The sequence below is a fragment of the Streptomyces sp. ATLC9 genome (assembly GCF_057196705.1).
On the sequence record NZ_JBXUOY010000172.1, the window covers coordinates 1 to 11,904 of the forward strand.

11 protein-coding genes and 1 pseudogene are annotated in these 11,904 nt (G+C 74.2%); 7 read left to right on the plus strand and 5 right to left on the minus strand.

Annotated features, from left to right (window positions below; translation table 11 throughout):
• A pseudogene (locus AC2CJA_RS17780) lies at positions 1 to 525 on the minus strand (metallophosphoesterase); the annotation flags it as partial.
• 83 nt (positions 526 to 608) lie between these two features.
• The gene (locus AC2CJA_RS17785; protein WP_484603680.1) at positions 609 to 857 is read right to left on the minus strand and encodes an SCO4848 family membrane protein; all 249 of its coding nucleotides are present in this window, start codon (positions 855 to 857) and stop codon (positions 609 to 611) included.
• 111 nt (positions 858 to 968) lie between these two features.
• Between AC2CJA_RS17785 and AC2CJA_RS17790 the strand changes: the two genes are divergently transcribed.
• Entirely contained in the window at positions 969 to 2,543 is a 1,575-nt protein-coding gene (locus AC2CJA_RS17790; RefSeq protein ID WP_484603681.1) for a D-alanyl-D-alanine carboxypeptidase family protein, read from the plus strand.
• Positions 2,544 to 2,643: 100 nt separating this feature from the next.
• Here the strand turns inward: AC2CJA_RS17790 and AC2CJA_RS17795 are convergent, their stop codons facing one another.
• Together AC2CJA_RS17795 and trpS are read right to left on the minus strand one after the other, a co-directional pair.
• Positions 2,644 to 3,228, minus strand: coding sequence for a 2'-5' RNA ligase family protein (locus AC2CJA_RS17795; RefSeq protein ID WP_484603682.1), 585 nt, complete (start codon positions 3,226 to 3,228; stop codon positions 2,644 to 2,646).
• Between the two features lie 58 nt (positions 3,229 to 3,286).
• Positions 3,287 to 4,300 (minus strand): tryptophan--tRNA ligase, encoded by a 1,014-nt coding sequence (gene trpS, locus AC2CJA_RS17800; RefSeq protein ID WP_484603683.1) that lies wholly within the window; start codon positions 4,298 to 4,300, stop codon positions 3,287 to 3,289.
• A gap of 248 nt (positions 4,301 to 4,548) precedes the next feature.
• Here trpS and rocD point away from each other — a divergent pair, with 248 nt between their 5' ends.
• Complete coding sequence (rocD, locus tag AC2CJA_RS17805; protein ID WP_484603684.1) at positions 4,549 to 5,808, plus strand: ornithine--oxo-acid transaminase; 1,260 nt, start codon at positions 4,549 to 4,551, stop codon at positions 5,806 to 5,808.
• Between the two features lie 36 nt (positions 5,809 to 5,844).
• On the opposite strand, the gene pdxR is transcribed toward rocD, so the two are convergent.
• The gene (gene pdxR / locus AC2CJA_RS17810; protein ID WP_484603685.1) at positions 5,845 to 7,320 is read right to left on the minus strand and encodes a MocR-like pyridoxine biosynthesis transcription factor PdxR; all 1,476 of its coding nucleotides are present in this window, start codon (positions 7,318 to 7,320) and stop codon (positions 5,845 to 5,847) included.
• Between the two features lie 47 nt (positions 7,321 to 7,367).
• Here pdxR and AC2CJA_RS17815 point away from each other — a divergent pair, with 47 nt between their 5' ends.
• The 5 genes from AC2CJA_RS17815 (at position 7,368) to AC2CJA_RS17835 (ending at position 11,510) form a co-directional block, all read left to right on the plus strand.
• Complete coding sequence (locus AC2CJA_RS17815) at positions 7,368 to 7,862, plus strand: carboxymuconolactone decarboxylase family protein (protein WP_484603686.1); 495 nt, start codon at positions 7,368 to 7,370, stop codon at positions 7,860 to 7,862.
• A gap of 244 nt (positions 7,863 to 8,106) precedes the next feature.
• Positions 8,107 to 8,718 (plus strand): toxin, encoded by a 612-nt coding sequence (locus AC2CJA_RS17820; protein ID WP_484603687.1) that lies wholly within the window; start codon positions 8,107 to 8,109, stop codon positions 8,716 to 8,718.
• Positions 8,715 to 9,962: an MAB_1171c family putative transporter gene (locus AC2CJA_RS17825; protein WP_484603688.1), complete on the plus strand. Its 1,248-nt coding sequence runs from the start codon at positions 8,715 to 8,717 to the stop codon at positions 9,960 to 9,962. The genes AC2CJA_RS17820 and AC2CJA_RS17825 overlap by 4 nt, the downstream gene beginning before the upstream one ends.
• A 73-nt stretch (positions 9,963 to 10,035) precedes the next feature.
• A complete protein-coding gene (locus AC2CJA_RS17830; RefSeq protein ID WP_484603689.1) occupies positions 10,036 to 11,010 on the plus strand; it encodes an NsdA family TPR-like regulatory protein in 975 nt (324 codons plus the stop codon).
• On the plus strand, positions 11,007 to 11,510 hold the full coding sequence (locus AC2CJA_RS17835; protein WP_484603691.1) for a DUF3574 domain-containing protein: 504 nt from the start codon (positions 11,007 to 11,009) through the stop codon (positions 11,508 to 11,510). Before AC2CJA_RS17830 ends, AC2CJA_RS17835 begins: the two co-directional genes overlap by 4 nt.
• Positions 11,511 to 11,904 lie beyond the last annotated feature (394 nt).

Sequence of the window (11,904 nt, forward strand, 5' to 3'; positions counted from 1 at the left end):
GCCGGGGTCCACGCCGTCGCGGTCCGCGACGGCCGTGCACACCGTCCCGGCCGGGGCACCGCCGCCCGCGCCCGCCTCCGCGGAAGCGGTGGCAGAGGCGGAGGTGGCGGAGGTGGCGGAGCCGGCCGCCGGCGCGGCGGTGTCGTCAGGGGCGCCCGCGGCGCCCTCCCCGGCAGCGCTCCCACCGGCCGCCCGCCGCGCGTCCCGCCGCTCCAGGAAGCGGCGCAGCAGCGGCCGCACGGCCTCGCCCGCGAGCAGGGCCAGCGTCAGGTAGAGCACCATGGCGAGCCAGAGGAAGCCCGGCCAGGCGAGAATCTGCTTCAGCACGAAGGGCACGTCCGCCCGTCCGGCGCTCTGCGCCGCGACGGCGGTCACCGGCAGCAGGACGAGCAGGGGCGTGCCCACCCGTCTGTACCAGGTGCCGCGCGCCGCCACGTCGCGCACCAGGCGCCTCCACAGGTACCAGTGCACCGCCGCCAGAACGGCGATCACCAGCACCAGGACACCCACGAACACCAAGGCCATGCCCTGCTCCACTCCCCTGCCCGATTGTCTGTCCTCAGCCGAACGTACCGGCGGTCGTCGTGCGTTCCTTCAGCCGGCGGCCGTCAGCCGCCGCGCGGGGCGCGCAGAGCCCGCAGACCGCGCAGCCCGATGACCCCGATGGCCGTGCCCAGCGCCAGCGAGACCGCCGCCAGCACCAGGTGGATCCAGAAGTAGGTGGTCGGGTCGCCGGCGTCGTCGAACGCCAGGCCGCTGCTGTCCTTCCACAGGTTCCCGGTGAAGTTGGTCCACACGAACCAGCTCCACGCCCCGAAGGCGAGCAGGAACCACGAGACGGGGCGAGAGAGTTTCACACCTACAAGTATGTCTATCGGCTCAACGGAATCACTGACAGGGGCGTCTCCCGCCACCGCGATGGTCCTCTCGGAGGTTCCCCGCCGTTGCGGAGCCGATACGTTCGCTGCGTGTCGAAGAACCACTGCGTAATCGCCCGCGCGCGCCGAGTGCGCAGCGCCCGCGGCCTCGCCGCCGCCACCGCACTGTTCCTGCCCTGCCTCCTCGCAGGTGCCCCGGCCGCGGCGCACGCCGTGTCGGACAGGCCCGGGGAGCCCTCCCCGCCGGCGCGGATGTCCACCGTCGGCGGGGAACGCCTCGGCCTTCCCGGTGTCCAGATAGCACCGCGGGCCGGGGCCGGCACCCCCGAACTGCCCGACTCCATCACCTCGCGCGCGTGGATCGTCGCGGACGCCGAGACCGGCGACGTGCTGGCGGCGAAGAACGCGCACTGGCCGCTCGCCCCGGCCAGCACCGTCAAGATGCTGTTCGCCGACACCCTGCTCCCGAAGTTCGACAAGGACCAGGTCCACCGCGTCTCCCGGGAGGAACTGCTCCGGGTCGGTCCGGGCAGCAGCATGGTGGGCCTCAAGGAGGGGCTCACCTACACGGTCGACGACCTGTGGAAGGGCGTCTTCCTCCGCTCGGGCAACGACGCGGTGCACGCGCTGGCCGAGCTGAACGGCGGCGTGGACAAGACCGTCCGCGAGATGAACGAGCACGCCAGGCGGCTCGGCGCGACGGACACCCATGTCGTCAGTCCCGACGGCTACGACGCCGAGGGGCACGTCTCCTCCGCCTACGACCTCACCCTGTTCGCCCGCTCGGGGATGCGGAAGCCGGACTTCCGCGCGTACGCGGCCACCGTCCGCGCGCAGTTCCCCGGGGACGTGGAGGAGGGGAAGGGCGGGAACAAGCGCGGCACCTTCGAGATCCAGAACACCAACCGCCTGCTGACCGGCGCTCCCGGCCTGGAGCCGTACGAGGGCATCGCCGGCGTCAAGAACGGCTACACCACCAACGCCGGGTCCACCTTCACCGGTGTCGCCCAGCGCGGCGACCGGGTACTGCTGGTGACCGCCATGCACCCCGAGGGGGGCGGCCTGAGCGTCTACGAGGAGACCGCCGACCTCCTGGACTGGGGTTTCGAGGCCGCGGACAGGACCGAGCCCGTGGGCGAGCTGGTGCCGCCCGAGGGGGCGGTGGACGGGCTCGGCAAGAACACCGACGACAGGCCCGGCAACCAGGCGGGCGGGGCGCAGCAGACCGGCCCCACCACACCCAACGCGGCCAGGACGCACGGGCCGTCGGACGGCGCGGGTACCGCCCTGATGATCGTGGCGGCCGTCCTGGTGGCGCTCGGCGCGGGCGCGTACGGGGTGCACCGGCGCTGGCCGCTGCCGGGCATGGCCGGTGTGCCCCGCCCGGGGCGCGGAGCGCGGGGCCCGGCGGTCCTGGGCGGCCCGGGGAACCCCGGCGCCCTGGAGAGGATCGTGAAGAGGCCACCGGCACCCGGGAGGCCGCGGGCGGCCGACTCGGCGCCGGGAGACGCGGCGGACGCCGGGAACGCCGGGAAACCCGGAGCACCCGGAGCACCCGGGAAACCCGAGAAGCCCGGGGAACCCGCCTCCGGGGAAGGGGAGGGCTCCGGGAAGGAGCCGGCCGCCGGGTCCGGCGGGCCGGCGAAGGACGCCGGAACGCCCTGAGGAACCCGACGCCGCCCCACCGCCCGAGCGGGCCGTGGGGCGGCGGGGCTGTGGGGCCGTGACCGGCTCCCCGGCCCCCTGGCCGGCGCGCCGGGGCGCGTCAGAGCGAGGGGGCCGGAGGTCTGGAGAAGTTCGGCTGCGGGGGCAGGGGCAGACGCGTGGAACCGCCGAAGGAGAACTCCCTCTGGAGCCGCCACACGCAGTCCTCGCCCTGCTCGTACAGCGCGAAGCCCGTCACCGTCCAGGCGGCCTCGAAGTCGGCCAGCTCCGCGTACGCCCGGTCCATCGCCTCCTCGGCGATGTCGTGGGCGACCGTGACGTGCGGGTGGTAGGGGAACCGCAGCTCGCGGGCGAGCGGGCCGTCCTCGGCCCGGACCCGCTCCTGGAGCCATCCGCAGGCCGAGGAGCCCTCGACGACCTGGACGAAGACCACCGGCGACAGCGGACGGAAGGTGTCCGTGCCCGACAGCCTCATCCGGAAGGCCCGTCCCGCCGCGGCCACCCGGGCGAGGTGTTCCTCGATCTCGGGGCGGCACGCGGCGTCCACCTCGGTCGGCGGCAGAAGGGTCACATGGGTGGGGATGCCGTGGGCCGCGCTGTCACCGAAGCCGGCGCGCCGCTGCTGGAGCAGGCTGCCGTAGGGCTCCGGGACCGCGATCGATACGCCGAACGTGACGGTCCCCACGTGCTTCTCCTTCCTCGTCCCTGCCGTTTCCTCGTCCCCCCGGTCGTCCGGTGTCCCGTCAGCGCTCGGCGGGCACGAAGCCCACCTTCTCGTACGCGGCGGCCAGGGTCCGCGACGCGACCTCGCGCGCCTTCTCGGCCCCTCCGGCCAGCACCGAGTCCAGCGTCCCGGGGTCGTCCAGATATTCCTGGGTGCGCTCCCGGAAGGGAGCCACCCAGGCGGCGACGACCTCGGCCAGATCGGTCTTGAGGGCACCGTAGCCCTTGCCCGCGTACTGCTGCTCCAGTTCCGGGATCCCGGTACCGGTGAGGGTGGAGTAGATCACCAGCAGGTTGCTGACGCCGGGCTTCTCCTTCTCGTCGTAGCGGATCTCGGTCCCGGTGTCGGTCACCGCGCTCCTGATCTTCTTGGCGGACGCCTTCGGCTCGTCGAGCAGGCTGACCACGCCCTTGGGGGAGGCCGCCGACTTGCTCATCTTGACCGTCGGCTCCTGGAGGTCGTAGATCTTCGCCGTCTCCTTGAGGATGAAGGCCGAGGGGACGGTGAAGGTGTGGCCGTAGCGGCTGTTGAAACGCTCGGCGACATCGCGGGTCAGCTCGATGTGCTGGCGCTGGTCCTCGCCCACGGGGACGCTGTCGGCCTGGTAGAGCAGGATGTCGGCGACCTGGAGGACGGGGTAGGTGAACAGGCCGACCGTCGTGGCCTCGGCGCCCTGCCGGGCGCTCTTGTCCTTGAACTGGGTCATCCGGGATGCCTCGCCGAAGCCGGTGAGGCAGTTCATCACCCAGGCGAGCTGCGTGTGCTCGGGCACGTGGCTCTGGACGAACAGGGTGCAGCGCTCCGGGTCGAGCCCCGCGGCCAGGAGCTGGGCGGCGGCCAGCCGGGTGGAGGCGCGCAACTCCTCCGGGTCCTGCGGGATGGTGATGGCGTGCAGGTCCACGACGGCGTAGAACGCGTCGTGGGTGTCCTGCAGATCGACCCACTGGCGGACGGCACCGAGGTAGTTGCCGAGGTGGAAGGAGCCCGCGGTGGGCTGGATGCCGGAGAGTACACGGGGACGGTCAGTGGCCATGGCGTCATTCTCGCAGAGGGCCGCCGCCGGGATCACCCGTGTTCCGCCTCCCGTGCGGGCCCGGAGGCGGGCCCGCACGGGAGGCGGGAGACAGGCCGCGGAGGCGTACCGGCGCACCGGAACGCGCCGCGCCGGAGGGTTTTGGTGCGAAGCGGGCGTACGACGATAGAGATAGGCATCACACGCGGCGACCGCCGCACGATCGCCGGCGCACACCTCCACTCCGCCCACCCGACACGGAGCATTCCATGGCCACCTCGGCAGAATCGTCCGCCTCCCCCGGCTCCACCGCGCATACCGCGTCCGCCGAACTGATCGCCGCCGCCGACGCGCACAGCGCGCACAACTACCACCCGCTGCCGGTCGTGATCTCCTCCGCCGAGGGCGCGTGGATGACCGACGTGGAGGGCCGGCGCCACCTCGACATGCTCGCCGGCTACTCGGCGCTCAACTTCGGCCACGGCCACCCCCGGCTGCTGGCCGCCGCCCGGGCGCAGCTGGACCGGCTCACACTCACCTCCCGCGCCTTCCACCACGACCGCTTCGCCGCCTTCTGCACCGAGCTGGCCGGGCTGTGCGGCATGGAGGCGGTGCTGCCGATGAACACCGGCGCGGAAGCCGTGGAGACGGCGGTGAAGACGGCCCGCAAGTGGGGCTACCGGGTCAAGGGCGTCCCCGACGGGCGGGCGCGGATCATCGTGGCCGAGAACAACTTCCACGGCCGCACCACCACGATCGTCAGCTTCTCCACCGACCCCGAGGCCCGTGCCGACTACGGCCCCTACACGCCGGGCTTCGAGATCGTCCCCTACGGCGACCTGGAGGCGATGCGGGCCGCGCTCGACGAGAACCCGGACGACACCGTCGCCGTGCTGCTGGAGCCGATCCAGGGCGAGGCGGGTGTACTGGTGCCGCCGCCGGGCTATCTGGCGGGGGTGCGCGAGCTGACCCGCGAGCGGAACGTGCTGTTCGTCGCGGACGAGATCCAGTCGGGCCTGGGCCGCACGGGCCGGACGTTCGCGTGCGAGCACGAGGGCGTGGTGCCGGACGTGTACGTGCTGGGCAAGGCGCTCGGCGGCGGCATCGTGCCGGTCTCGGCGGTGGTCTCCTCGGCTCAGGTGCTGGGCGTCTTCCGGCCCGGCGAGCACGGCTCCACGTTCGGCGGCAACCCGCTGGCCTGCGCGGTGGCGCTGGAGGTGGTCGCGATGCTGCGGACCGGCGAGTTCCAGCAGCGGGCGGCCGAGCTGGGCGAGCACCTCCACCACGAGCTGGGTCTGCTGGTGGGCGGCGGAGCGGCGGAGGCGGTGCGCGGGCGCGGGCTGTGGGCGGGCGTGGACGTCGTGCCGTCCCTGGGCACGGGCCGGGAGATCTCCGAGCGGCTGATGGAGCGGGGCGTCCTGGTCAAGGACACCCACGGCTCGACGATCCGCATCGCCCCGCCGCTGGTGATCTCCAAGGAGGACCTGGACTGGGGGCTGGAGCGACTCGGCTCGGTGCTGGGCGTCTGAGTACGGGCGCGGTGCCGCGCGGCGTCCCCCGGCGGGTCACCCGAGGGCGTCGCGCAGCACCGCGCACAGCGCTTCCACGGCCGGGGAGAAGCCGTGTTCGGGCGGGGCGCCGTAGCCGACGACGAGCGCGTCGCGTCCGGGGCCGGGCTGTGCGGGCCCCGGCCCGGGAGCGGCCGGGTGGCGGAAGCGCGCCAGCCCCTGCACGGCCACCCCCGCCCGCCGCGCCGCCTCCAGCACCGGCCCCTCGGTGCCGGGCGGCAGCTCCAGCACCGCGTGCAGTCCGGCCGCGATGCCGGTGACGCGTACGGCGGGGGCGTGCTCGGCGAGCGCGGCCACGAGCCGGTCGCGCCGGCGCCGGTAGCGCAGCCGCATGGCGCGCACATGCCGGTCGTACGCCCCCGAGTCGATGAAGTCGGCGAGGGTGAGCTGGTCGAGGGCACCGCAGTTCTCGGCCGTCTCCCGGCGGACGGCCAGGACGGGGCCGAGCAGCGCCTCGGGCACCGCCATCCAGCCCAGCCGCAGCCCCGGAGCCAGGCTCTTGCTGGCGGTGCCGAGGTAGACCACCCGCTCCGGGTCGAGGTCCTGGAGCACGCCGACGGGCCGGCGGTCGTAGCGGAACTCGCCGTCGTAGTCGTCCTCCAGGATCAGCCCTCCGGTGGCCCGCGCCCAGTCGACGGCGGCCGTGCGCCGGTCGGGGTGCAGGGGGACTCCGGTGGGGTACTGGTGGGCGGGTGTCAGAAGGGCGGCGCGCGCCTGCACGGCGTACAGCGCGGACACGTCGGCGCCTCGGTCGTCCACCGGCAGCGGCACGGTGCGCGCCCCGGCGCGGGCCAGCAGGTCACGGTGGATCCACAGGCCGTAGGACTCCACCGCCACCGTGGCGCCCAGCACCTCCCCCAGCAGCGCCAGCCCGCGCACGAACCCGGCGCAGACCACGATCCGTTCGGGATCGGCGCGCACCCCGCGCGCGCGGGAGAGGTAACCGGCCAGCGCGCGGCGCAGTTCGGGCCGGCCGCGCGGGTCGTCGTAGCCGAGGGCCGCGCCGGGCGCGGCGGTCAGGGCACGGCGGGAGGAGGTGAGCCAGGCGGCGCGGGGGAAGGCGGAGACGTCCGGCCGCCCGGAGCGCAGATCGTGGCGGATGCGCGGGGGCGTACGAGCGGGGGCGTACGGGCGCGGGACGGTGGGGCGCGCGCCCGGCGGACCGGAGGGCGCGGCCGGTTCGGCGCGCGGCGCGACGCGGGTGCCCGAGCCCTGACGGGCCGCCAGCCAGCCCTCGGCGACGAGTTCGGCGTACGCGTCGGCCACGGTGTTGCGGGCGACGCCCAGGTCGGCGGCGAGCGAGCGGGAGGAGGGCAGCCGTGTGCCGGGGGCGAGGCGGCCGGTGCGTACGGCGTCACGCAGGGAACGCATCAGCGAGGCGCGCAGGCCCCCCGGCCCGCCGAGGTCCAGATGGAGGTCGCCGCCGGCGCCGGCGGCCGGGCTCCCACCCGGATTGGCCCAGGATTCCCGCATGGAAGTGGACCATACCCCTGGGCTGACACCCGCCTAGGGTCGTCACCATGACGACAGCTCACGAGCACGGTCCGCGCATGAACCTCTGGAAGCTCGCCCCCGAGGTGTACAAGGGGATGGCCGCCTTCGAGGCCGCGGCGTCGAAGGGGCTGGATCCGGTCATCGCCGAACTGGTCAAGATCCGCGCCTCACAGCTCAACAAGTGCGCCTTCTGCATCGACATGCACCTGGCCGACTCCCGCAAGCTGGGCATCGACCAGCTCAAGCTGGACCTGCTCGACGCCTGGGAGGAGGCCCACGGCCTCTACAGCGACAAGGAGCAGGCCGCGCTCGCCCTCACCGAGGCGGTCACCCGGCTGGACGGCGGCACACCGCAGGGGCACTACGTGCCGGACGGGGTCTACGAGCGGGCGGCGAAGAACTTCGAGGAGACCGAGCTGGCCCATCTGATCTCCCAGATCGTCTCCATCAACGCCTGGAACCGCTTCCAGGTGACCACCCGCGCCGTCCCGGGCTCGCTCGGGGACACGGGCGGACGGTGACCGCCCGCGCCTTCGCCGGCGCGGAACCGGCCGCCGGGCCGCACGGCGCCCTGGGCGTCTTTTGAGCCAACTTGCCGGTGACCGTGCCGCAATCCCGGCAGCGGGTTGCGCACGGCCCGGCGGTTGGTGACGATCTCCCAGGAGGCGCCGAAAACCGACACCCCGCCGGCCTCCCCACGGCGCCCCCCTACAGGCCCCGAAGGCGACGCCGCGCGAAGCGGGAGGCGCCGGAAAGGACATACCGGTGGCAGCGTCCCCCCTGCGCTTACCGGGCCGTCGCCGTGCCCGGTTCCGGGAGATGCGGCGCGACTGCGAAAGACGCCTGGCCGAGATCGGCGTCGTCCCCGGCCACGACGGCGCGGCGGGCGCCCCGGACACCGCGGACGCCACCGGGGCCGTCGGCATCACGGCCGTCTGCGAACGGGTGGGCCGCCGGCGCGGGCGCGCCATCCGCCTCGTCCCCATGGAGCTGGACGAGCCCCTGCTCCACGGCCTGTGGATCGCCCTGCCGGACACGGACGTCATCGTCTACCGGGCGAACACCAGCAAGCCCCACCAGGAGCACATCATCGCCCACGAGCTCTCCCACATCATCTGCGAGCACGACTTCGGCGCGCTCCCCGGGCCGGCCGTCCCGGCGCACCTCTTCCCGGACACCGATCCGGACCTCGTCCGCAGGTCCCTGAAGCGCTCCGCCTACGACGACCGGGCCGAGCAGGAGGCCGAGACGATGGCGTCGCTCATCCTGGCGTACGCCCGCCGCAGGGCGGCCCCGGGCCCGGAGGACGCCGGGGCCCTGCCGCCCGAGGAGGCCACCATGATGGCCCGCGTGGAAAGCGTCGTCGGCCGCGGATGATCTACGACGTCCTGTCCCACCTGTGCGCCCTCGTCGGGCTCGCCGCGTTCTGCTACAAGCTCCCCGAACTCCTGCGGCGCAGGGGCGACCCGGCCCTGTGGGCCCTGGAGACCTACTTCCTGTGCTCCGGGATCAGCTTCCTCGTCGACCTCAACTGGCTGCGCGACGACGTCTCCCGCCTGTTCGGCTACCCGAACCTCACCACGCTCCTGACACAGGCCGCGGTGGTCGTGCTGACGGCCGCCCAGCAGGTCGTACTGGTCCACTGGTCGCGTCCGCCCGAGCGGGCGGCGGTCCTGGCCCGGCGGCGCGTGCTGGCGTTCTCCGCCGCGCTGGCGGTCCTGGTCGTGCTGTTCTTCGTCGTGGAGCCCTACCGGCAGACCGCCTCCGCCGAGAACACCCTGCTGAGCAACATGCGGGATCCCGGCTACGCGGGATACCTGCTCCTCTACATCACCGTCTGCGCGGTGGGACAGGTCGGGGCCGTACGGCTGTCCTACCGCTACGCGCGCATCGCCCGCCGCACCTGGCTGCGTGCGGGCATGTGGACGGTCACCGCGGGCGCCTCGCTCATCCTGCTCTACTGCGCCATCCGCTACATCCAGATCGCCGGCACCCAGCTCGGCCACGGCATGAGTGCCTGGGAGCCCGCGTACTGGCTGGCCGGGAGCGTGGGGGCACTGCTGCAGGTGTTCGGCTGGACGGTGCCGTCCTGGGGTCCCGTCCTCTCCGGCCGACTGCACGGCTACTTCTCCTACCTGCGGCTCCGCCCCCTGTGGTGGGCCCTGTACGAGGCGGTGCCCGCGATCGCGCTCGAACCGCCGCCCAGGCGGCCGCTGGACCTGCTCCCCCCGGCCGGCCTCGACTACCGGCTCCACCGGCGCGTCATCGAGATCCTCGACGGCTGCCACGCCCTGAGCCCGCATCTGCCGCCCGGCGCGGAGCGGGGCTCCCCGGCCGGCGAGGCACGTCTGCTGAGGTCCGCCCTCGACGCGCGGGCCGGGGCCCCGGCGGGCCCCCCGCCCTCATCACCCGCCGCGCCGCCCGCGCCCCCGCCCTCACCGGCCGGACGCCGGGGCGGCTCGGGGGAGTCCGGGGACTTCGCGCAGGAGGTGGCCCGGCTGTCCGAGGTGGCCAGGGCCTTCGCCCGGCTCCCCGCCGCCCGGCCGACCGCCTCACGGGCCGCGGCCGAACGGGCGGCCTCCGAGCGGGCCGCGGCACCGCGGGGAAGCGATCACTCCTGATCCCCGGCTCCCGCCCCCGACCGCCGCCCCCTGATCTCCTGGCTTCGCCAGGACCGACCCCGCCAGGAAACCGATGGAACCCCACCCGCCCTCCGCGCCGGACGTCCGCGCCATGACGGCCCAGCTCCTCGCGCTCGACCGGACGCTGGGAGCACGCCACGCCGCCCCCGTGGCGCTGCGGTCCGTGCGGGCGGTCGAGGCGGCCGAGGCGGTCCGCGGAGCGGGTACGGCGGTCGCGGAGCTCGCGGACCCGGCCGGCCTGGCGGAGTTCTTCGAGGTCGCCGCCTGGATCCTGTTCGACGCCGAACGGCACGGGCCCTCGTACCGCCTCAACCGGCGGGCGCTCGCCCTGACCCGCCGCCTGCCCGAGGAGGAGCGCTCCATCGAACTGCTGGTGCTCTCCGTGCTGAGCATGCAGCAGGCCCACCTCATGCGTCCTCGCGCGTCCCTGCGCACCTCATCCGCCGTCCTGGCCCGGCGGGGCCTGCCGCCGCGGGTGGCCGCCCTGTTCCATGTGCGCGAGGCGCGCGCGTACGCCCAGCTCGGCGACGGGGCGCGGGCGCTGCGCTCCCTGGCCGCCGCCCGGGAGATGTCCGCGGACGGCCCGTCCAAGCGGGACCCCTCCTGGAGCTGGTGGTTCGACCGCGCCGAACTCGACGGCCACCACGGGCTCGTACTGGCCGGCCTGGGAGACGCGGAAGGGGCCGCGGCCCTGCTCCACGCGGCCGTCGCGTCCGACGGCGGCCCCGCCTACCGCGCCCTGTTCGCCGCCGACCTCGCCCGCGTCCTGGCCCGCGCGGGCGCGTGGCGCGATACGGACGCCCTGCTGTCCGCCCTGGCGGAGAGCGCTCCCCGCATGGGATCCGTACGCGCCCTGAACTCCCTGCGGCAGGCGGTCGCCGCCGTCGGGGAGGGCCGCCGGGTACCGCGCGCGCCGCGCGGCACCGCCCGAGACCTGGCCGTGCTGCTCGCGCGGGAACTCCCCCGCGAGCGGCCCGGCGAGGGAGAAGTCCACCACCCGCCCACCGAGCCACCGGAGTCCCGATGACACCGCACGTCTCCCGTCCCGTCCGCCGCACCCGCCTCGCCGTTCTGCTGGCGGCCCTGCTCTGCGCGGCGGGCGCGTCCACCGCCTTCACCACCACACTCCAGGAGCGGGACACCAGACCCGCCGCCGCCCGCGCCGAGGCGTCCGGGGCGTACCACTCCCCTCACACCGAGCCGTACGTGCGCACCCAGCTCTTCTTCGGCACCGGCCGCCACGGCGGTGAGCCGCCGATCACCGAGGAGCAGTTCATGGACTTCCTGGACGAGCACGTCACCCCCCGCTTCCCCGCCGGCCTCACCCTCCAGGAGGGCTACGGCCAGTGGCGCGACAGGACCGGTTCCATCAACGGCGAGCGCTCCTACGAGCTGATCCTGCTCTACCCCCGCGAGGAGGCGGAGGCCCGCGACGCCGACATCGAGTACCTCCGCGACCGGTACACCGGGATGTACGAGCTGGAGTCCGTCGGCCGGGTGGACGAGCAGGTGCGCGCCGGCTTCTGAGCCCTCCGCCTCCCCGCCCGTGTCCCGTCTCCCGCCGGATCGTTGTCCCGGCGGGGGACGGGTTCCGGCATCGAGTCCCTCGCCTGGCGCATGATGGTGGCGTCCCCCGTGAGGCAGGCAGTCCGGCACGAACGTGCACAGCCACAGAGAGGGGGCCCACCATGGGAGGTCTCGTGATGACGGCGCCGCTGCCCGACCAGGAGTCGCACGACATGCTCCGGACCTATGCGCAGATCGAACTGCCCGAGGGTCAGCGAGCCGAGCTCATCGGGGGGGGGAGATCGTCATCGGGGCTCTCCTTCGTGGATACCCCGTCCTTTAGGGCGGGGAGGAAACGAAGCTCCTGCGGAGCAGGGCAGGGAACGCCGGTTCGCCGCCAGGGCGGACCGGCGTC

Coding starts and splice junctions, on each gene's coding strand:
- trpS (WP_484603683.1), bottom strand. CDS start 4,300: ATGGCCACTGACCGTCCCCGTGTACTCTCCGGCATCCAGCCCACCGCG.
- rocD (WP_484603684.1), top strand. CDS start 4,549: ATGGCCACCTCGGCAGAATCGTCCGCCTCCCCCGGCTCCACCGCGCAT.
- pdxR (WP_484603685.1), bottom strand. CDS start 7,320: ATGCGGGAATCCTGGGCCAATCCGGGTGGGAGCCCGGCCGCCGGCGCC.
- AC2CJA_RS17815 (WP_484603686.1), top strand. CDS start 7,368: ATGACGACAGCTCACGAGCACGGTCCGCGCATGAACCTCTGGAAGCTC.
- AC2CJA_RS17825 (WP_484603688.1), top strand. CDS start 8,715: ATGATCTACGACGTCCTGTCCCACCTGTGCGCCCTCGTCGGGCTCGCC.
- AC2CJA_RS17830 (WP_484603689.1), top strand. CDS start 10,036: ATGGAACCCCACCCGCCCTCCGCGCCGGACGTCCGCGCCATGACGGCC.
- AC2CJA_RS17835 (WP_484603691.1), top strand. CDS start 11,007: ATGACACCGCACGTCTCCCGTCCCGTCCGCCGCACCCGCCTCGCCGTT.